The 21,599-nt window shown below is 56.3% G+C and carries 16 protein-coding genes; 2 read left to right on the top strand and 14 right to left on the bottom strand.

Features of this window, described 5'->3' with window-relative positions; all coding sequences use genetic code 11:
- Positions 1 to 46: 46 nt before the first annotated feature.
- The 6 genes from JOF46_RS11860 to JOF46_RS11835 form a co-directional block, all read right to left on the bottom strand.
- The gene (locus tag JOF46_RS11860; protein WP_209907473.1) at positions 47 to 817 is read right to left on the bottom strand and encodes an HAD family hydrolase; all 771 of its coding nucleotides are present in this window, start codon (positions 815 to 817) and stop codon (positions 47 to 49) included.
- A gap of 19 nt (positions 818 to 836) precedes the next feature.
- Positions 837 to 2,342: a glutamate--tRNA ligase gene (gltX, locus tag JOF46_RS11855; RefSeq protein WP_209907472.1), complete on the bottom strand. Its 1,506-nt coding sequence runs from the start codon at positions 2,340 to 2,342 to the stop codon at positions 837 to 839.
- A 130-nt stretch (positions 2,343 to 2,472) separates the two neighbouring features.
- Positions 2,473 to 3,234, bottom strand: coding sequence for a fumarylacetoacetate hydrolase family protein (locus JOF46_RS11850; protein WP_209907471.1), 762 nt, complete (start codon positions 3,232 to 3,234; stop codon positions 2,473 to 2,475).
- Between the two features lie 3 nt (positions 3,235 to 3,237).
- A complete protein-coding gene (gene galE / locus JOF46_RS11845) occupies positions 3,238 to 4,353 on the bottom strand; it encodes a UDP-glucose 4-epimerase GalE (protein ID WP_209907470.1) in 1,116 nt (371 codons plus the stop codon).
- A 96-nt stretch (positions 4,354 to 4,449) separates the two neighbouring features.
- Complete coding sequence (locus JOF46_RS11840) at positions 4,450 to 5,544, bottom strand: branched-chain amino acid aminotransferase (protein WP_209907469.1); 1,095 nt, start codon at positions 5,542 to 5,544, stop codon at positions 4,450 to 4,452.
- A 99-nt stretch (positions 5,545 to 5,643) separates the two neighbouring features.
- A complete protein-coding gene (locus tag JOF46_RS11835; RefSeq protein WP_209907468.1) occupies positions 5,644 to 6,702 on the bottom strand; it encodes a 3-isopropylmalate dehydrogenase in 1,059 nt (352 codons plus the stop codon).
- Positions 6,703 to 6,870: 168 nt separating this feature from the next.
- Here JOF46_RS11835 and JOF46_RS11830 point away from each other — a divergent pair, with 168 nt between their 5' ends.
- Together JOF46_RS11830 and JOF46_RS11825 are read left to right on the top strand one after the other, a co-directional pair.
- Complete coding sequence (locus tag JOF46_RS11830; protein WP_209907467.1) at positions 6,871 to 8,058, top strand: sensor histidine kinase; 1,188 nt, start codon at positions 6,871 to 6,873, stop codon at positions 8,056 to 8,058.
- Between the two features lie 5 nt (positions 8,059 to 8,063).
- Positions 8,064 to 8,753 (top strand): response regulator, encoded by a 690-nt coding sequence (locus tag JOF46_RS11825; RefSeq protein WP_209907466.1) that lies wholly within the window; start codon positions 8,064 to 8,066, stop codon positions 8,751 to 8,753.
- Between the two features lie 98 nt (positions 8,754 to 8,851).
- Here JOF46_RS11825 and JOF46_RS11820 read toward each other — a convergent pair whose 3' ends face one another.
- The 8 genes from JOF46_RS11820 to JOF46_RS11785 all read right to left on the bottom strand — a co-directional run bounded on the left by JOF46_RS11820 (position 8,852) and on the right by JOF46_RS11785 (position 21,539).
- The gene (locus JOF46_RS11820) at positions 8,852 to 10,606 is read right to left on the bottom strand and encodes an IS1634 family transposase (RefSeq protein ID WP_209907465.1); all 1,755 of its coding nucleotides are present in this window, start codon (positions 10,604 to 10,606) and stop codon (positions 8,852 to 8,854) included.
- A gap of 197 nt (positions 10,607 to 10,803) precedes the next feature.
- Positions 10,804 to 12,018, bottom strand: coding sequence for a non-hydrolyzing UDP-N-acetylglucosamine 2-epimerase (wecB, locus tag JOF46_RS11815; RefSeq protein ID WP_209907464.1), 1,215 nt, complete (start codon positions 12,016 to 12,018; stop codon positions 10,804 to 10,806).
- Positions 12,011 to 13,249, bottom strand: coding sequence for a UDP-N-acetyl-D-mannosamine dehydrogenase (gene wecC / locus JOF46_RS11810; protein WP_209907463.1), 1,239 nt, complete (start codon positions 13,247 to 13,249; stop codon positions 12,011 to 12,013). Before wecC ends, wecB begins: the two co-directional genes overlap by 8 nt.
- Before the next feature lie 77 nt (positions 13,250 to 13,326).
- Entirely contained in the window at positions 13,327 to 14,616 is a 1,290-nt protein-coding gene (locus JOF46_RS11805; RefSeq protein ID WP_209907462.1) for a glycosyltransferase family 4 protein, read from the bottom strand.
- Between the two features lie 389 nt (positions 14,617 to 15,005).
- Positions 15,006 to 16,202 (bottom strand): glycosyltransferase family 4 protein, encoded by a 1,197-nt coding sequence (locus JOF46_RS11800; RefSeq protein WP_281070102.1) that lies wholly within the window; start codon positions 16,200 to 16,202, stop codon positions 15,006 to 15,008.
- Between the two features lie 45 nt (positions 16,203 to 16,247).
- Positions 16,248 to 17,477 (bottom strand): hypothetical protein, encoded by a 1,230-nt coding sequence (locus JOF46_RS22255; protein ID WP_245348105.1) that lies wholly within the window; start codon positions 17,475 to 17,477, stop codon positions 16,248 to 16,250.
- 24 nt (positions 17,478 to 17,501) lie between these two features.
- On the bottom strand, positions 17,502 to 20,264 hold the full coding sequence (locus tag JOF46_RS11790) for a glycosyltransferase (protein ID WP_209907460.1): 2,763 nt from the start codon (positions 20,262 to 20,264) through the stop codon (positions 17,502 to 17,504).
- A gap of 18 nt (positions 20,265 to 20,282) precedes the next feature.
- Positions 20,283 to 21,539, bottom strand: a complete 1,257-nt coding sequence (locus JOF46_RS11785; protein WP_209907459.1) for a nucleotide sugar dehydrogenase — start codon at positions 21,537 to 21,539, stop codon at positions 20,283 to 20,285.
- Positions 21,540 to 21,599 lie beyond the last annotated feature (60 nt).

The following is a 21,599-nucleotide window of genomic DNA, read 5'->3' as shown; positions in this document are numbered from 1 at the left end:
TACCGGCGGATCTGCGGAAAGTACAAATCGGGGGCTCACTAGGTGCCTAGGTGCCCAAAAACCCCGAATTTCCGCGGATTAGCGAAGCTAGCAACCCGAGATTTTGCAGGATTCCGCCAGACCCGGTTGTGTGATCTGCCGCACGATCCAGCAGGATTCCCTGCAACCCCGCTGACTTGGCGCCCTGCACATCGTTGACCGGGTTGTCGCCCACATACAACGTGGCGCCGATGCTGGTGCCCAAGAGCCGGCAGCCGGCATGGAAAGGACGTGGATCCGGCTTTGGCGCACCGGCGGTGTCCGAGCCCACGAGCACCGCGATGCGCTCGAGACCTGCCAGCAACAGCTTGTTGCGCTGGTAGTCCTCCACGTTGTTGCTGACGGCTCCGTAGGGAATGGAAAGCGCATCCAGTTCGTCAAGGCAATCATGGACATCGGGGAACGGCGCCCACATGCTTTGAACCACGTCCTCGTAGAGGGCACTCCACACTGCAATGGCTTCGGCCGGTGGCGCTTCCACACCAACAAGCCCATAGGCCCGGCGGATTCGTTCGGCGCGCTGGCCAAGGAATGTCAGTTCCCCGGCCATGTAGCGCTCGTAAGCCCCCGCGCAGTCATCCGCATAGTCGTGGGCTGCATGCTCGCGCAGTGCAGCTGGAATATCCCGGAAGTCTTCTGCGGTGAGCTGGTGAAAGCCCATGATCGAAGCGGAGTTCAGGTCCACCAGGGTGTCATCAATGTCAAAGAGAACGCCCTCAACCCGGGCCATGGAAGATGCTCCGCGAGTTGGGTTGAGGGCGTTGGTCGCGTTATGCACGATTCTCGTTTGCTCCTGGCTACCGGGTGGCCCGGAATGCGCGTACGCGGCTCAAGGATGATTCCTTGCCCAGGATCACCATGGATTCAAAGAGCGGCGGGGAGATGCGCTTGCCCGACACCGCAGTGCGGATGGGTCCGAAGGCGTGGCGAGGCTTGATGCCAAGCCCCTCGACCAAGGCGGATTTCAAGACGTCTTGGATGGTCTCGGCATTCCACTGGGGTGCAGCCTCCAACGCGGCCAGACCGGCGTCTAGAACCTCGGCGGTGTTCTCCGGGAGACCCTTCAAGGCATCGGCTGCCGGTTCAATGGACGAATCCTCACTGAAGAGGAACTCGAGCATTTCCGGTGCCTCGCCCAGGAGCGTGATGCGTTCCTGGACCAGCGGAGCAGCCTCGGCAAGGATCTCATTCTGGCGGTCGGTGAGCGTCTCCCCCACCAAGCCATGGGCCTGCAGGTAGGGAACCAAGCGGGCACGGAAGTCTTCCGGCTCCAGCATGCGCACATGGGTGCCGTTGATGGCCTCGGCCTTCTTGATGTCAAAGCGAGCCGGGTTCGACAGCACGTCGTGGACGTCGAATGCCTCGATGAGCTGGTCCCGGGTGAAGATGTCCTCGTCCGCGCTCAGCGACCAGCCCAGCAACGACAGGTAGTTCAGCAGGCCCTCCGGGATGAAGCCGCGGTCCCGGTGAAGGAAGAGGCTCGATTCGGGGTCGCGCTTCGAAAGCTTCTTGTTTCCCTGGCCCATCACGTATGGCAAGTGGCCAAAGAGCGGCATGTACTTCGCAACATCAATGGCAATCAGGGCACGGTACAAGGCAATCTGGCGCGGGGTGGAGGAAAGCAGATCCTCGCCACGGAGCACGTGGGTGATTCCCATCAGCGCGTCATCAACCGGGTTGACCAGCGTGTAGAGGGGCTGGCCGTTGGCCCGGACCACCACGAAGTCCGGAACCGAACCGGCCTTGAAGGTGATCTCGCCGCGGACCAGGTCCGTAAAGGTCAGATCTTCATCCGGCATGCGCACGCGCAACACCGGCTCGCGACCCTCGGCACGGAAGGCGGCGATCTGCTCTTCGCTCAGGTCGCGGTCGTAGCCGTCGTAGCCCAGTTTCGGATCGCGGCTTGCTGCCTTGTGGCGTTCCTCGACCTCCTCGGGGGTGGAGAAGGATTCGTACACGTGCCCGCCGGCGCGCAGCTTGGCAATGACATCCTGGTAGATGTCGCCGCGCTGGGACTGGCGGTATGGCTCGTGCGGTCCCCCGACGTTGACACCCTCATCCCAGGTGATCCCGAGCCAATCCAACGCATCAAGCAATTGGTGGTAGCTCTCTTCGGAGTCTCGCTTGGCGTCGGTGTCTTCAATGCGGAAGATCATTTTTCCGCCGGTGTGGCGCGCATAGGCCCAGTTGAACAGGGCGGTGCGAATCAGGCCTACGTGCGGTGTGCCGGTCGGAGACGGGCAAAAGCGTACGCGGACGGGGGTTTCATCGGTCACGGTGGGAATGAGGGATACATCAGTCATGATGTGACCATTCTATGCCGCGACAGGAAATCAACCGGCCAGCATGCAGATGTCGTCGCAACCCATTTACCCTTAACCACGTTTGGCCCCGAAAACCGGGGCCAAACTCAAGAGCGATCAGGCAGGGAGATCAGCGGCGGAACGTGTTGCCCAGCGTACCGATTCCCTCGATCTCGACTTCCACGCGCTGGCCTTCGGTGACCAGGCCGACGCCTGCGGGTGTGCCGGTAAGGATCACGTCGCCGGGAAGAAGGGTAAAGGCCTGGGATGCATAGGCAACCAGGTCGTTGATGCCCCACACCATTTCGGAGGTGTTGCCGTCCTGGACGACTTTTCCGTCCAGGCGGGTGGTCAGCTGCGTGTCGTCGTGGTCCAGCTCGGTCTGGATCCACGGACCCAGCGGGCAGGAGCCGTCCCAGCCCTTGGCACGGGCCCACTGGCCGTCCGTACGCTGGGCGTCACGCGCAGTGAGGTCATTTGCAATGGTGTAGCCAAAGATCACGTCTTGGGCCTTCTCGGCCGGGACGTCCTTGCAGATGCGTCCGATGACCACTGCAAGCTCGCCTTCATAGGAAATTTCCTCGGAGAAACTCGGCAAGGTGATGGGATCCCCGGAACCGACAACCGCGGTGTTCGGCTTGAGGAACATCAACGGCTCGGCCGGCACGGCGTTGCCGAGCTCGGCGGCATGGTCTGCATAAGTGCGTCCGAAGCACACGACCTTGGAGCGGGGAATGATCGGGGCGAGCAGGCGGACGTCCTCAAGCTTGTGCTTAGCACCGGTTGGCTTGATTCCTTGGAAGAACGGGTCTCCGGCGATGACGATGACCTCGTCATCTTCCACGACGCCGTACATGGGGTCACTGTCAACGACAAAACGAGCAATACGCATGGGTTACAGCTTAGTGGTTTCGTCGACGTCAGGATCGCCTTTCGTCTTGGACGACTTGCCCATAGTGCTATTTTGCATCTCGTCATCTTCGGAATCGCGCGGTGCTTCCTCCGGGTAACCGTCGGGGTTGGCAGCTTGCCAGCGCCAATTGTCGGCCACCATCTCTTCCAAGCCGCGCTCCGCCTTCCAGCCGATCTCTTCCCTGGCAAGCGTGGGGTCGGCAAAGTACTCGGCAAGGTCGCCCGGGCGGCGGTCTACCAACTCAAAGGGAATGTCGCGCCCCGATGCCCTCTCGAAAGCGTGCATAACTTCGAGGACGGAGCTTCCATGGCCGGTGCCAATGTTCCAGGCGTGGGCCCCGGAATGATCGATACAATACTCGAGCGCTGCCAGGTGCGCAGCCGCCAGGTCCACGACGTGGATGTAGTCCCGGACACCGGTGCCATCCGGAGTCGGATAGTCATCTCCAAAAATCCGCAGGATCGGACGGCGCCCAACGGCAACCTGGGAAATGAATGGCATCAGGTTGTTGGGGATACCCGTGGGGTCTTCCCCAATGCGGCCTGATTCGTGCGCGCCGACCGGGTTGAAATAGCGAAGCCGGGCGATATGCCATTTGTCATTGGAACCGGCAACGTCCTCGAGCATTTGCTCGACGTGCATCTTGGTACGACCATAGGGATTGACCGCATCCAGCTTCAAGTCCTCCCGGTATTCAACGACACCGGCATCTCCGTAGACCGTGGCGGAAGAACTGAACACCAGCGTATGGACATCATGCGAGTCCATTGATTCAAGAAGATTGAGGGTTCCGGTGACGTTGTTGCGGTAGTAGCGCAAGGGGAACTCCACCGATTCCCCGACTGCCTTCAGGCCCGCGAAGTGGATGACGGCTTCGGGCTTTACGGTGGAAAACACGTTGTCAAGCTTGACCTGGTCCAGCAAGTCCCCGACATGTAACTGCGCATGGTGCCCCGCAATCTCACCGACCCGACGCAAAGCCTCGGGCGATGAGTTGCTCAGGTTGTCATAGACATGGACCTCGTGCCCTTCTTCCAGAAGAAGCAACACTGTGTGGGATCCGATGTACCCGGCGCCGCCGGTGACCAATATGCGCATGGAATTCATTCTATGAAACTTCGTACGGGTTTCACGTCCGACAAGCAGAGAGGGTGGGATTCGATTCGAATCCCACCCTCTTCAAATATCCTGCAATTACGCGAGCTGTTCCAGCCAGCCGTGGCGATCCTCAATGACGCCGGTCTGGATGCCGAGCAACTCGGTGCGCAATGCCATCGTCACTGCCCCGGCGGGAGCATCGGGATCGCCAATGTGCTCGTCACCATTTTTCAACACACCGATCGGCGTTATGACGGCTGCAGTCCCGCAGGCAAAGACTTCCTCGATGTAGCCACTTGCAATTCCTTCTCGCCATTCACCGAGGGTGATCGTGCGTTCTTCAACTTCAAGGCCGCGGTCCTTGGCCAGCTGGATGATCGAGGAACGCGTGACACCTTCAAGGATGGTTCCGGTCAGTCGTGGCGTTACGAGCTTGCCGCCCTTCATGACGAAGAAGACGTTCATGCCGCCCAACTCTTCCACTGCCTCGTCATTGAAAGGGTCCAGGAACAGCACCTGCTTGCAACCGTTCTCTTCGGCTTCAAGCTGGGCAATCAGGGATGCTGCGTAGTTGCCGCCGCACTTGGCAGCACCCGTGCCGCCGCGACCGGCTCGGGCGTAGTTGTGGGACACCCAGATCCCCACCGGCTTCAGTTCCCCACCAAAGTAGTTACCTGCAGGGGATGCGATGACGCGGTAGGAAACCTGGCGAGCCGCACGAACACCCAGGAAGGCCTCGGTGGCGATCATGAACGGGCGGAGATACAGTGCCTCACCGTCTCCCGAGGGGACCCACTGCACATCGGCCTTGACCAGTCGGCGCAACGACTCGACGAAGACTTCTTCATCAAGCGTGGGAAGTGCCAAGCGTTCGGCCGAACGGTTGAGCCGCGCGGCGTTTGCATGCGGACGGAACGTCCAGATGCTTCCGTCCGCGTGACGGTATGCCTTCAGTCCTTCAAAGATCTCCTGGCCGTAGTGCAGGACCGATGCCGCAGGATCCATGGCAATGGGACCGTAAGGTTCAATGCGCGCATTGCTCCAGTTGCCATTCCGGCCGTCCTCGTTGGCCGCCCAGTCGATGACAGCTGTGTGGTCGGTGAAGAAATCCCCAAAACCTGGGTTGGCCAAGACATCGGCACGTTCCTGATCGCTTTTACGGTGTGTTGAGAGAACTTCGGTGAATTCCATAATGCCGTCAGGCTTCCTCTTCGACAGGGTGTTGCGGTGGCAAGCCCATAAGGGCTTGCCACCCTAAGAATTGGTTCCTAAGTGAACCTACGCTCCAGCTTAAGCCAGTGCAGCGAGGATTGCATCGCCAATCTCGGCCGTGGTGCGCGGGTCGGTCATTTCGTCGCGCGATGCAATGTCGCTTTCCACGGCTTCTTCCACTCGGCGAGCCGCCTCCGACAGGCCGACGTGGTCAAGCAGGAGAGCTGCCGAAAGGATTGCCGCGGTGGGGTCGGCCTTCTGCTGTCCGGCGATATCCGGTGCCGAGCCATGCACCGGTTCGAACATCGACGGTGCGGTGCGATCCATATTGATGTTTCCCGAAGCGGCCAGGCCAATGCCGCCGGTGATTGCGCCGGCTTGGTCGGTGAGGATGTCACCGAAGAGGTTGTCGGTGACTATGACGTCGAAACGTGAGGGATTGGTGGTCATGAAGATCGTTGCGGCATCCACATGCAGGTAATCGTGGGTGACGTTCGGGAATTCCTGCGCGACTGCTTCAACGGTGCGGCGCCACAAGTGGCCGGCGTAGACCAGGACGTTGTGTTTGTGGACCAGGGTCACGTGCTTGCGCGTGCGCTCATTGGCGCGACGGAACGCGTCACGTACAACTCGCTCGACACCGTGCGCGGTATTGATGGACACCTCGGTGGCAATTTCATGCGGCGTGCCGGCACGGAGTACGCCTCCGTTGCCAACGTAGGGACCTTCGGTTCCTTCGCGGACAACGATGAAGTCGATTTCGCCGGGTTCGGCCAACGGGCTCGGGACGCCGGGGTACAGCTTGGATGGACGCAGGTTCACAAAGTGGTCAAGGCTGAAGCGCAGCTTGAGCAGCAGTTCGCGTTCAATCAGGCCGGAAGGAATAAGGGTATCCCCCGGTGCCGCACCAACTGCACCAAACAGGATGGCATCATGCGTGCGCAGCGCGGCGAGGGTTTCCTCGGGCAGGGTCTCCCCCGTTTCGAGCCAGTGCTCGGCGCCGAGTTTGTAGTCGGTCAGCACCAGTTGGACATCGGTGCTTTCCGTGGCCTTCTTCAGGACCTTAACGGCTTCGGCAATAACTTCAGGACCAATGCCATCACCTGGAATGACGGCAATATTCAAGGATTCGCTCATGACACATGAGTTTATCGACTCGTATCACTATGTGAGCAACCTGTCTCAAAATATGAACAGTTCGTTGCTGGACAGGCCCAAAATTCATGCTGCGGCATGAGGCATCCCCTGCGTTCGCCCCGTAGGCTTGGGGACGAAGCTAACCCCCAGTTGCCAACGCAGGAACCGATGACGCCACACCGCACCATAGACAAGTGGATTCGCGAGAATCCAAACAAGGTCGATCTCATCTTTGGCCTCGGAATATGGCTCGTTTTCGGATTCCTTGCCGGCATCATGCTTGGCATCTCAGGAAACGGCTGGATGATGTTCGTCTTGGGATCGCTGCAAACGCTGCCTCTCATTTGGCGACGGAGACGGCCCGCGCTGACAGCCGGAATCATCATCTTCGCCCATCTCATCCAAGTTGTGTTCACTAGCGAGCTCCTGCCTTCCCAGATTGCCGTGCCAATTACGGTCTATACATTGGCGGCATTCGGCAAACGTTGGGAATCTTTCGCCGGGCTGGCCGCGGGATTCGTTGGTGCCCTGTTGGCCAGTGTTCGGATTGGCGTCTGGGCCGGCGGCAATTCGATTGAAGGCTTGGTTCTCAACTTCATCGGCCTAGGACTCGTGGTTCTGGTCGCCTGGACATTTGGGGATTTGGCCCGTACACGACGCCTTACCTTGCAAACACTCGAGGACCGCACCCGGAGGCTCGAGACTGAGCGGGAACAGGAACGTGCGTTGGCTGCCGCCGACGAACGCAACCACATAGCTCGGGAAATGCATGACATTGTTGCCCACTCCCTTTCGGTGATCATCACCCAATCCGATGGTGCACGCTACGCGAGTGAACACGCCCCGGAGATTGCCAGGGAAACGCTTGCCACGATCGCCCAGACCGGACGAAGCTCCCTACAAGAGATGCGCAGACTGTTGGGTGTGCTGCGTGGCGGCGATGAAGCTTCAACGAGGCCGCTCCCAACACTCGTGGATGTTCCCGAGCTGCTGGAAACCACACGAAAGAGCGGGCTCGAGATTAGCTACACGCAAGAAGGAACCTCCCGACGTGCGCTGCCTGCGGGCGCAGAGCTCACCGCGTACAGGGCGTTGCAGGAGGCACTGACCAATGTTTTGAAACATGCTGGACCTTCGACCACGGCAAGCGTGAGCCTCGTCTGGAACAGCAAGGGACTGCAGCTGGCCATTTCTGACAACGGCCGCGGAGCCGGAGCCCTCGGCACATCGGACGCCGGACAGGGACTGCTCGGCATGGCCGAACGGGTCGCCCTCTACGATGGCCGTGTGCGAGCCGAGCCAAAGGCTGGCGGCGGATTTCATGTTGACGTATTTATCCCCTACACCGAGGACTAGAAATCTTGCCCAAAGAAAACCCCATTCGGGTTGCACTCGTCGATGACCAGCTATTGGTTCGAAGTGGCTTCCGAATGCTGATCAATTCCCAATTCGACCTTGAAGTCGTTGCCGAGGCCTCGAATGGCCGTGAAGCCATCGCTTCACCGGCGCTGGCTGGCGCCGACGTCATCCTCATGGACGTGCGCATGCCCGAAATGAACGGGATAGAGACAACGGAGTACTTGCTTGCGAAGCAAGCCACTGGTGCCCCGGGCCCGAAGGTCATCGTACTGACCACCTTTGACTTGGACGAGTATGCGCTCTCCGCAATCCAGGCCGGAGCCAGCGGATTCCTCCTCAAGGACGCTCCTCCGGAGGAGCTCCTCGAATCGATCCGCACGGTCTTCCGCGGAGATGCTGTCATTGCACCCTCAACGACACGCAGACTCTTGGATCATGTGGCCCCCATGCTACGGCGCTTGACGCTCCCGAACAGCGCGCACGTCAAGGCCGTGGAGTCATTGACCCCGCGTGAACGCGAGGTCTTTGGGCTCATGGCCAACGGCAAGTCCAATCCGGAGATCGCGGCCGAGCTATTCTTGTCCGAGGCAACGATCAAGACACATGTGGGCCATATCCTGGCCAAGTTGAATGCGAGGGATCGGGTGCAGGCCGTGGTCATCGCCTATGAAACAGGAGTAGTTAGTCCATAGTCGATATAGGCCATCGTCTAAACTGAAGTTACGACAGACAGAACGCCAGGATCCCCGGATTGTCGGGGATCCTGGCGTTTTTGGTTCCGGTTCTCTGGCTACTTTCCGTGGTTTTTGGCGTGGAGGTCGATCAGGTCCATGGCCCTTTGTTGGCGGGGTGTGGGCAGGGAAAGCAGTTCGAAGGTCGCCTCGGTGCCCGGGACGCTGGTGGTGTTCCGGGTCCTGGTGGCCAGGTGGGTGAGCAGGTCCTGGTAGCTGGTGGCGGTGGTGCCGTCCTCGAGTTTCCGGGTGCTGGCCTTGCGCGCCGCGGCGGCGGAGCGGCGGACCTTGGCCACCGGCTCCTCGGGCACGGGTCGGTTCTCGTCGGTGAAGGTCAGCGGTGCGAGGGCGGTGCGCAGGTGCCAGGTCAGGTGGGCGGCGAGCATGCAGAGGAACACGTGGGCTCGGGTCCGGTTTTCGGTGTAGTGGCGGATGGGGCGGATGCCCAAATCCCGGGTCTTGAGGGTCTTGAAGATCTTCTCGACATTGGCCAGGGACTTGTAGGTGCGCACCGCTTCGGGGGCGTCAATCGTATCGGCGGGGACGTTGGTGCGGATGACATAGATGCCGTCGAGGTCGGCCTCGCGTTTGATGGATTCCTGATTGCGTTCGTAGGTGAACGTGGTGTCGGTGAACGTGAGGTCGAAGTGCTTGGCCATGTTGTATTTGCCGGCGACCTTGCCGACCTTCACCCCGATCTGCCCGGCGCCCTTGACCCGGCCGGCGTCCGCGGACTTCTTGATGGCTTCGAGCATTTCCTCGGTCGCCTCGAGCAGGTTGGTGCGTTTGTGGGCGCGCTTGGCTGCCAGGGCGGGGTTGCGGCAGGCGATGAGTCGTTCTCCCGGGTATTTCGGGTGGGTGATTTCGGCGAGGTTCTGTTCGTCGAACAGGCTCATCTGCAGGGGGCCCTTGTCCTCGGCGAGGGCCTGGATATCGGTGTTGCGCAGCGCGGTGACCCAGGAGAAGTCGGTGTCCTTTTTGAGGTCCTCGACCCGGGCGTTGGTGATCATGCCGCGGTCCCCGACCATGACCAGGTTCTGGACGCCGGAGAGGTCCTGGATCTCCGAGGCGATCTGGATGAACGAGGCCGGGTCGGAGGTGTTCCCGGGGAAGACGCGCACGGCGATGGGTAGTCCGGCGCCGGTGGCGAGCATGCCGTATTCGATCTGTTCGCAGCCGCGTTTCCTGTCCCTGGAATACCCGAACTTCGCCAGGGGGTTGTGGGTTCCGGTGACCCAGGAGGAGGACAGGTCGAACAGGGCCAGGCCCTCGGGGTTGTGTTCGCGGCCGAGGTGGGTGCGGGCGAGCTGCTTTTCGATGCGCGGCTGCTGCTCGAGCAGCCAGTCCATGGCTGCGTAGAGCTCATCGGAGCTCACCGCTCCGAGGTCCACGCCCAGGGTGGTGTCGGTGAACCAATTCAGGGTGGCGAGCTTGGAGGTCGGCTTGCAGATCCGGGCGGCGAGCAGGCCCATGACCAGGTCCCGGTTCCGGCAGGCGGGACCGAGGAGGGATTCGAAGCGCAGGCCCCGGGCCATGGCGTGGATCGCGTCGAGGTGTCCGTGGGGCACGGTGCGCAGGATCTGCATCCGGGCCTCGGCATCCACCATGGTTTTGCCGTTCAGGGAGGCCTTCAGGTCCTGGATGGCGCGTTCGGGCAGGTAGGAGATGTTGCCCAGGGTCTCGTGCTTGACCTTCCCGCCCTCGCGGAAGGTGCGGCGCACCAGGGCCGAGCGGTATTCGACCTCGACGCCTGCCTTGTTGACCCGGCGTGAGGTGTTGATGGCTACATGCATCGCCCGTGCGCTTGGTTCCATGCACACAATCTACGCTTGTTTGACCGGACATGGAAGGGGTTTGGCCATTATTTTAGTGGCTATAATTTTCGGCCAAGAAAGGGAAATTGCCCCGGAACCACGCGGTTCCGAGGCAATTCCCTAACGTAACCTCAGTCTAAAATCTAAAACCTGAGCCGTCGAACCCGATCGTGGTTTCGCCAGCTTGGCATCGCTGATTACAGCTCTATAAGGTTTGTAGCCCGACGCAAGTCATCTGCATTTGGTTTCCAAGAGTCGAACTCTTCACCACCGTGGCTAAGGCCCAGCAACTTCTCGATAGCAGTGAGGCTACGCTCGGCGGCTCGACCATCACCGTAAGGGTTTATCGCGCTGGCCATAGCCGTGTAAAGATCCGAGTCATTTAGCACCGCGCGCATTTCACGCACAATGTCCTCAGGGCGTGTTCCGACAAGTTTTACCGTACCGGCTACGATTCCTTCGGGACGCTCGGTGTTCGAACGCATGACCAGAACCGGCTTGCCCAGACTTGGAGCCTCCTCTTGGACACCTCCGGAGTCTGTCAGAACTGCGGTTGAGATGTTCAGCAGTTTCGTGAATTCCGCGTAGTTCAATGGATCGGTCACTGTTACGTTGGCAAATCCTACGATTTCTGGAATGATCCGATCGCGTACGGCTGGGTTGAGGTGGAGTGGTAGTACAAACTCCACGTCTGGCTCCATGAGAGCAAGTTGAGCGATTGCCCGTGCAATTCCACTCATTTTCTCACCGTGGTTCTCTCGACGATGAGTGGTTATTGTGACTATGCGCCTGCCCGAAAGTTCTAGGAGATTTAGCCGCTCATCAGAGAAGGCGATCTTGTTCTCAAGCGTTTTGAAAAGAGCGTCGATCACCGTATTTCCCGTAACAACAATCGTGCTTTCGTCGATTGCCTCACGGATGAGGTTGTGCTTGTTGAACATCGTTGGCGCCAGATGGAGCACCGCAAGTTGACTCGCCAGTTTGCGGTTTGCCTCTTCTGGGAAGGGAGACATCAGGTTGTAACTTCGTAGCCCGGCTTCAGCATGAATGACAGGAATGCCGCGGTAGAAGGAAGCAATTGCCCCAGCAACGGCACTCGTAGTGTCACCTTGGACAATAACGGCATCCGGTTCGCAATCATTAAAGACATTGTCCAAACCATCAATAATTCTCGACACCAACCGATTAAGCGTTTGTCCAGGCGCAAATACGTCTAGGTCGTAATCGGGAGTGATTCCAAACAGTTCGTTGACCTGATCTAACATTTCGCGATGCTGCCCCGTAACGGCGACAGAGCATTCAAGGAATTCAGAGCGTCGGGCTGCCTCAACGATTGGTGCCACTTTGATGGCTTCGGGACGGGTACCAAAGATAGCCAAGAGCTTCTTCTTGCGATTCACAGGTTCAGACATTCAATTCACGCCACATTCCGCGAGTGTCAATTATGCGTTTTGTCGCTAGCAACGACATATCTACCTTCTTAAATAGATCGTGGTCGACCAGCAGGACGATTAATTCCTCGTTTTCTAGACACGCTTCCAATGAGTCGAGCCGAATATTGGAGTATTGCCGAAAATTTGAGGGTAGGTCGGTGATAAACGGTTCCACCACCCGTATAAGCAAGTCCGGCCGACTTGAAGCGAGTTCCTCGACGATTTCAACCGACGGCGATCCCCGTAAGTCGTCGACGTTTGCCTTGAACGCCAGCCCAAGGATAGCAACACTCGTACCGTCGCTCGATTCCAATTCGCGCTTGATTTTTTCGCTTACAAACGAAGGCTTGAAATCATTCACTATCCGTGCTGCTTTGATCAGCTTGGTTTCGTTCGGGGCTGATGAAATCAAGAACCACGGATCTACGGCGATACAATGCCCACCGACACCCGGACCAGGCTGAAGAATATTAACTCGCGGGTGCTTGTTCGCCAATGAAATGACTTCCCAGGGGTCAATGCCAAGTCCCTCTGCGACCATGGACAGTTCGTTGGCGAAGGCAATATTGACGTCTCGGAATGAATTTTCGGCAAGTTTTGTAATCTCTGCAGTTCTCGCATCAGTTAAATGGACTTCACCCGTGCAGAAGGTTCGATACAACGTTGCTGCTCGCGCCGCATCTTGAGGATTCAGACCGCCGACAATGCGATCGTTCACCGTAATCTCTCGCAACATGCTGCCGGGGATTACTCGTTCCGGACAATGAGCGAATGCGAGGTCGCCCGAGTCTAGGTCTGGACGAAGTGAATAGATTGTTTTTGCGACGAACTCAGTGGTTCCCACCGGTGAGGTGCTTTCCAGGATTACGAGTCCGCCGGGTTGGATATGCCCTGCAATCTGGACTGCGGCCGCCTGAATGTAAGAGGTATCCGGTGACTTGTCTGAACCAATAGGCGTTGGCACGGCGATGATGTATGTCGAGGCTGGAACTGTCCTGTCCGAAACGGTCAGATTGTCGGTGCCGATCGCAGCGTCCAACGCATCCTGTAGTCCCGGCTCCTCAAACGTTGCTAAGCCGGCCTGAAGCCGTGAAGTTACCGAATCAGCGACGTCCACCCCGTGGACCTTCGATCCGTTTGTGGCCAGAACAAGTGAAGTGGGCAACCCGATGTACCCGAGCCCCACTACACAGACATCGACTTCACACATTTAATGGCTACCTTCAATTCGAATTGATTCTCAGGGGCTGTCTTGTAAGTACTTATACCGCCGGGAAACCCTGCCTTTTACTGCGAAGCCTTTTTGGGCCGACCAGTTAACGACCCATACAGATCCGCTATCTTGGCAGCGTTTCCGGCCCAAGTACGCGTAGACAATACCTTTTGACGTCCAGCTGCACCAAAGCGTTGCCTACGGTTCGCATCGTTCAATAGTAGTCGAAGCTTACTAACCAAGTCAGACTGGTCCTCCGGCCGATAGCAATATCCGTCCACCCCGTCGGTAACGATTTCACGCAAGGCTGGCAAATCCGCAACCACGACGGGAACCTCGGATGCAAGCGCTTCGACAGGCTTGAGGGGCGTAACTGCACGGGTCACAGCAAGATCACGTCGAGGAACTACGAACACGTCCATGACCCTGTGATATTTACGAGCAATGGATTTCTCCACCCGCCCGGGGAATACCACTCTGTCTGACACGCCCAAAGCCTTCGCCAATGACTCTAGCGAGGCACGTTCCGTACCATCACCGACAATCAATAACCTGAGTTCCTCAAACTCTGTTGACAACTCCGCGAATGAATAAACCAATAGATCCAGTCCTTCGTATCCGACTAGACTCGAAACGGTTCCAATGTAAAGATGCTCCGGGTTCAAGCCCAGTTCATTTAGGCATTCATTTTTGTCCGGCAGCTCTGAAATGTATTCCTCCCCTACCGCGTTGGGGCACACTAAGATCTTCGTAGGATCAACCCCGCCCGCAACCAATTCTTGCTTCATTGCCTCACCGAGCGTAATCACAGCACTCGCGGCATTAGCCACAGTGGCTTCGGCTTGCTTGAAATTTCGATATCTGAATGATTGTTCAGATCGTTCGTCACAAGCCGAGAGCCACGTATCTGCCAATTGACCACGGACTTCGTATACCCACGGAAGTTCATTCTCTGCGGCCACGGTTCCAACCGAGATACCATTCACAAACTCGGTTGTCGTGTGTAGCACCGCCGGAGAATGAATTCGTACAGCTTCACGAAGCATGCTTGTCTGCAAGTCGATCCGTCGCGATAACTCGGCCGGTAAACTCCGAGGTAAAAGTCGGCGGTATTCTATATTGTCGACTTTGCAGATGTCATCAGACGGCAATTGTCCGACGTTCCACGGATACCCGATCCGCGAGTACGCTGCTACGGCCCATCCTGTGTCTTGGATCGAGGATAAAACACTGTGTGTTCTTTGCGTGTAGCCGCTATTTGTGGAAGGGAGCGAATTGGTTACCAGATGCAAGGCCAATTTAGGCCTCCCCAGCTGTGCTCCAGTCGATTTCAGTCCCTCATATCGACCAGCGAGTACAGACATTTCTGAACTGTAGGAGCTCACCAGTCGGCGGCCAAGGAACCCTCCGGAGCGCGCTTCACTGACAGCAAGTTCATACTCCCCGAGGAAAGCCAGGACACGGGACCTAGTCACGTGTCCTCTTGAAGAACGATCGGACTCAATACGCTTGAGCGCATCTTGCGGGTGGCCTTGAAGTAACTGAATTGCACAAAGCGCGCGAAGGCGTCCCCTAGTCTTTGGAACGAACCTTGAATCCAGTAATCCTTCCAGCGAAGAAGTCAGCTTCAAGAATCCGGATGCTGTCGATAGACGGCGAGAAAGCATCAACAAAAAGTGGGCTGGATCTTCAAGTAGTCCATGAACGGTAAGCCTAGCCAGAGCGTTTAGCCCGTGAATGCGTCCTATTCGCATCATGCACGTCCTTCTCTGATTTTCGCAAGATGGCCGGTCAGCAACTCGTGATAGCCGACAGCCAAAGATTCCAGGTCGTAGACAGATCTAAACGTCTCCATGGACTGTGGATCATATTTCCATTCTTTGATGTCGGTTGAGCTCTCTCGTAACTTCCGTGATACAGCCAGAACATCACCATCAACACTGATACCAAGATCATATTTGTCTATTATCTCAGATGCTTCGCCCTTCACGAGGCCCGTAATGTGGCAACCGTAGCCAGCCAGCTCGAACAGCTTTGACGGTACCGTGTATGCAAAGCTGTCCCAGTCCGAGCGAAGGGATACCACACAGGTGTCCGCCCAGTCATACCATTCCAGCACGTCCTCCCCGCGTACCGGTGGAACGAAAACGTCTACCAACCCAAGGTCTGCTGCTCTGGACTCCAAACGAGTCGATGCTGAGCCCTGTCCTACAATTCTTAGTTCCATCCAGTCTTGGGATACTGCAGCGATGTCCAGAACTTCCTGTAGACCCTGACTTTCTCCCAGGTTTCCGAGATATAGGACTCGAAGCTTTGAGCTGGCCTGCGAGTGACGAATCCGTGTGTGTGGCAGTGAGGCGAAGCGATAACCATTTGAAACCACTCTCACTTCTCTAAGCCCCTCATTGATCAGCCGTTGCGCGTGGCCCGGAGTCACTGTTATCACAAGGGAAGCCGATGCCTGAATGCTCCTAATTGCTTGAACACATAGTCTCTCAGCAAACTTCCATCGAACGATTCCTGAATCCTCCAACAGCTCGGGCCATGCATCTCGCATTTCTACGACCAGGGGAACGCGTCTGACCTTAGAAATCAAGTATCCGGCGATCAACGTCGGAAGCGCTGGAACAGTGGCGATGAGTAAGTCCGGACGCGGGGCGAACATGGACTTGGGAATCATGACCAGAACCATGGCAAATTGGGCCAAGACCTTGGTGTGCCAGCGAATGGCGCTTATTCGAAAGGGGAATGTGTGAAGTCTGAATCGACCCGAAGGCTCGGATTGATAGAGGGCACCATATGGTTGCCAGATTACCCTGCCTCGTCGATTTGGTGCTACGACGTCGACGTCGACGTCCATCGCCAGAAATGTCTGGACAAATGCCTTCCATCTGCGCTGAGGTGGCGATATTTCGGGTCCAAAAGAATGTGTTAGCAGTTGGATGCGCATCACAGCACCGTATCTCTTTCAAGCGAATCACACATTGCAAGCACTTCAGCCAGCTTGAATCATGTTTAGAATTGTTTCCGCAGCTTCCTCGCCACTATCAATCCTTGATATGGCCTCCAGTTTGGACTGACCAGGGACAACTGGAAGTTCCGCTTCGAATTGTGCTGTCATACGAACAAGCTTCTCGATACCGTCGCGGATCTCAGACTCCGACGAAGCCTTAAAACAATACGGTAAATCGCTGGCCCCGTCAGCACGTGCATTCTGGTCATCGGTGGAAGCAGCATCATTCGGAATGATCAGGGCAGGAATGTTCCAACGAACCACCTCGTGCACGCTATTATAACCGCCTGCAGAAACCACAAAGTCGAAGGCTGGTAAATACGGAGCGAGCGGATACCTTCGGAGTATCCGGATCCCGTCAATATCCACTTGTTCGCGGCTCAGCGGAGAAAACGCCAAGACAGGGACAACTCTGTCACCAGCAAATGCGGAGATTTCAGCTACTACTTGGCGGCGAACTTCAGTGATGTCATTTATGTTCCCCGCGCCCAACTGAATCAGTGCAAAACGCTGCTCACTTTCAAGTCCTAGAGCTGCCAATGCCTCAGCGCGATCTAATGGCACGCTAGCCGGAGAATAAACTACGGCATTGACTGTCGTGGCTGCCGAACGCCCCTTCAATGGCCCATTGTCGTAGGCCGAACCCACGTCCCAAGGGGCAATTACCCCCTGAACTAAGGACTCCATCCGGGAAATCTGATCGGTTCTAGAGCCGGCTTTCCAGAGTCCACGTCTCAACCAAATCAGCTTTGTACCGTCAACAGATCTTAGCGCATCTTCGAGCCCGCGGTATATCCAAGTGCCGTCGAATACGACCGCGTCGAAGTGGTTTTTCTGCAACACCTTCGACAAAAACTGGTAGAAAAGATCGTTCCACCGTCGAGCTCCGAGTCCAGTTTTACTCGCACTTTGAAAATACAAGTATTCAAATCCTTGAGCTCCAACAACGGATGCCGAGGTTGATAGCGTAATGAAAGAGGCCCGGATACGCGGACCACCAGCAGTAGCAATAGCAAGACAGCGTGTAATGTGCCCCATTCCTGCACCATTGCTGGTGACAAAGAGAATATGTGGCACATCTTCCGACGAACGGGTAAAGGTGAAGCCGCGGACATTTCCTTCAGCCAAGACTGCATATGAAAACTTCGCGCGCAGCCTATCGACACGATATCGAAGACTGCGCGCAAAGGGCCTAAATGAGAACAGGCTCATGAAAAGGCATTCTCGATTCTTGAATTACTGGGCATTGGAGGATTCACGCTTCGAGTACTCTTCGATGCGCTCCATCAAGGACCTGACGCCATAGCGCTCCGAGATGTAATTACGAGCCGCATTCGACTGAGACTCGTACAATGATGGATTGCTCCAGTATCGATTAATTACTTCGGTAACTTCGCCAGGCTCGGCGTAGATGGCGCCCTCACCAAATGTTGGCTCCATATACTTCGGTAGGATCACAACTTTTCCAGCCGCCATGGCTTCTGCCGTGGACATGCCGAAGGATTCAGTTAGGTTGTCGTCGTGGAAGTATGCCCAGAAATCAACCAGTCCCAAGAATTCATCGACCTCCAAAGCACCATACTCATGCACAGTCACACCAGCGGCAACGTCTTCGCCCAGCTTCTTTCGCAGTTCTTGGTCTCCACCCAAGACCTGCGTTTCAAACGAGTCAGAAACATAAGCTGCGCGAAACGTAGCCGCAGTGCTGGGCCACTTTAGGTTATGGTCGCGTGAATGACGCCCCAGAACCGGCTTTTTGGAAAAATCTAGTGACGGAATACTGTTGCTCGTGATTACGCCCGGCCAGGTACCCTCCACCAAACGAGTTTTGGCGACCAATGTCAGAGACAATGTCCGGGTCAGTGCCGATTCTCCAACAACCAGGGTCCTGGTCGCAAAAAGCCGGTCCATGTTCTTGATGCACTCATTGAGGTCGAAAACCATGCCGCTCCCACCCTTGTTTACAGGGGGGTTGTTGACGATGAGCAAGGCCTGGTCAACCGTAATCTTCGCAACTGCACGGTCCAAGAAGGTTACAACAGTCGGGTGCCGGACAATGAGTACCTTGGCATGCGCAATATCGCCCAGCCCAAGTTGCTCGATGCGGGATGATGACTGCAGCGCCAACAAACCCTCGCTTATTGGTGTGGACGGCTTGTTCAACGGCGATTCAAGTTGAATGAAACCTACACGTTTTCCCTCTAGCGAGACAGCCTTCATCTCGGCAAGGGTAAGCGTGGTCGTCCCCCCGGGGAAGCGGAAATCGGTTGCATAGACGACGTCATAGGTTCCCAGGTCGGCTCCGCGTTTTCCAGCTTCCATGGTCGTCGGGACTGCATACTCACGCTGGGGTCCACGTCGAATTTCCGTTGGGTTGTCAGCAAACGTCTTGTGCCATTTAGTGTAGCTCGCCAAGTACAACAGCCGCGACGGATCAACGAAGCCACGACTCATTTCACCGGCGGTCAGCGAACCATCGCGCGTACGAGTAAAGGACATTGGAACTTCACCTACTGCTTGAATTCCCTGACCAAACCTAGTTACAAGGCGATCCCGGAATTCCGCATCCGCCCCACGGTTGACAGTGTCCCACGCACCGATCTCGTCAAATAGACCTCGGCGAATCATCAACGAGGAGAAGTTTGGCTGAGCAAATTGTGGGTTGTTATTAATTCGCAGGAACTTGAGTTCGTCGGTGGACCGCGCGTGTAAAGACATATTTCCCGGCACATCGGGATGGTCTTGAAGGTGCTTGACCTGAATCGCTATTTTATCTGGATGCGACCAATCGTCGTCATCATGCACCGTCACGTATTCACCTCTGGCAATCGCCAGGGCCGCGTTTCGCGCACAATATGCACCCAAGTTCTCCGTCTGACGGATAACCTTGATCTTGGGACTCAGACTCTCGGCATCCCTAAGGTATCGCTCGTAGTCTTCACCGGAACAGTCATCGACAACAATGATCTCAAGATTGCACCACGACTGTTCCAAAAGCGAAGCGAGCGCTGTCTTCAGAAGCTCGCCCCCACGGAACGACGGCACGAGAACCGAGACCAACGGCCCGTCGATGGAATTGCTCGTAGAAGAACGAAGACGGTCCAACGGCGTCAACGAAGAATCGTCGTCGAGCTTGACTGTCGCGAAGCCTTTGCTCTCGAACATTGCGTTCAACTCGTCTATCCATCGGTCACTAATTCGGCCGTCCACGGAACACACTGAGTTCAAACGCAGGAGTTCGGCTTGTACTGGGAACTTATTCTTCAATCCGAACCGTTTGATCGCTTCACGCTGCTTCTTAAATTCACCGGTTTCGGTTAGCACCTCAACGTAGATTAAGCGGTCAGTTCGGCCCAAAGCCTTGGCGCCGAAGTACCGCTCGACGAGAGCGAAGATGCGGCCGGCGTCTTCCATATCACTTTCAAGCGCGCGCTGGTTTGCAGCGAGTCGTGCAAGTGTCAATAGCATGCTCTCATCCCACTGACGAATAAACTCGAGCTTGGACCGCTCAATCACCCCAAGATCGATGACAGCAAGAAGCTCGCTTAACCCCTGGTATCGGTAAGTACCGCCGGTTGCCGCGAGAGTGATCGAGTCGCGCACGCGCACGCTTTTTGAACGTAGGGCGAAGGTCTCCATATGGGGGCGAATGTGGGGCATGCGTCGAGCCCACTCGAAATCGAGTCCGAGGCGGGGTGGCATTACAACCGCCGGGCTTCGTTGGTCGCCAGAATTCGAGGCATCTGTGAAAGAGACAGGAGATACGCTCTCAAGTGAAACCTGACCAACCTTAGAGCTTAGCTTCTTAAGCTGTCTCCAAGTTTGCCGGCTAAACAGTAGAACCAAAACGCAGACTGACAGAAGGGCGAAGCCTAACCCTAAAACCGCCAAGAAAAGTAGCTCTACAGCCCCTCCGATCGCGCCAAGAACCACCCCAAGCACGACGCCGATGAGCGCAGCGAGTTGCCACGGGTGGAATCCTTTTAGTTTCTTAATCATGTTGTCTTTCAAGGCGTTCTACAGCCGAACTGCATTCGAGCTTGATGATACGCCGCGAGTATCAAAGAAGGCTTGGCTCTGAGTTGCGAGTTCATCCGCGTTATACGCTTCGTGGTTCTGCAACATGACTACAATATCGGCATCCTTGATTGCTTCGTCAAGCGATTCAACTCGTTGGATAGTTCGCTCACCTACGTGCCATTCCTCGACCTTTGGATCGTGGAAAGAAATATCGGCACCTCTTTCGAAGAATACTTCCGCTACAGGAACTGCCGGAGAGTGACGCTGATCAGCAATGTTCGGCTTGTACGTTACACCGAGCAGCAACACCTTTGATCCGTTTAGCGCCTTGGCGCTCTTATTCAGAACGTCCTGCACACGATCTACAACGTATCGTGGCATAGAGTTATTGATCTCTTCGGCCAATTCAACGAATCGGAATGGATAGCCTAAGGACTTTCGTACCGAATAGCTAAGGTAATTTGGGTCGATCGGAATGCAGTGTCCGCCAACACCTGGACCGGGGTAGAACGCCTGGAATCCAAAGGGCTTGGTCTTTGCCACATCGATAACATCCCAAAGGTCGATTCCCAAATCATTGCAGAATTTAGACATTTCGTTTACCAATGCAATATTGATATGTCGGTAAGTGTTCTCTAGAAGCTTCGCAGTTTCTGCTTCCTTTGCCCCCTTCGACCGAACGACTGTGTCAATGAATTGATCATAAAACGCATACGCCCGATCACCTGATACAGCAGACATGCCACCCACGATCTTCGGAGTGTTCGTCAGCCCATATACAGGGTTCCCGGGGTCAATACGCTCTGGCGAGAAAGCCAAGAATAAGTCCTCGTCAAGTTTGGCACCATTCTCAGTGAGAATCGGGAGGCAGACCTCTTCCGTTGTTCCCGGATAGGTCGTGGATTCAAGAACGACCAGGGTTTCGCCAGAGAGATTGTCGCGAATCGTTTTCGTTGCACCGATGACTGCACCCAAATCTGGGCTTCCAGCGTCGCCCAATGGTGTTGGTACGCAGATAACTACTACGTCTGCTTCTGCAATCACAGCGGGGTCGGTGCTGGCTCGGTAACCTTTCGCGATCAGGTCACTCAATTCGGCATTAGAAATATCGTCCACGTGGGATATTCCCGCATTGAGGTTTTTCACTACTGCGGGGTTCAGTTCCAATCCAGTAACTTGGAGTCCGGCGTGAGTTGCACCTTGAGACAGTGGTAAGCCTACATAGCCTTGGCCGACAACGACGAGTTTTTGCATATTCGCTTTTCTCTCTAGTAGATATGAGGTCGAGCTTGCATCCTTCAGTCAAGAGCAGGA

This window comes from Paeniglutamicibacter psychrophenolicus, from assembly GCF_017876575.1.
GTDB classification, from domain to species: domain Bacteria; phylum Actinomycetota; class Actinomycetes; order Actinomycetales; family Micrococcaceae; genus Paeniglutamicibacter; species Paeniglutamicibacter psychrophenolicus.
The sequence above is the reverse complement of the archived record's forward strand: the minus strand, read 5'-3'. Positions and strand labels throughout refer to the sequence as shown.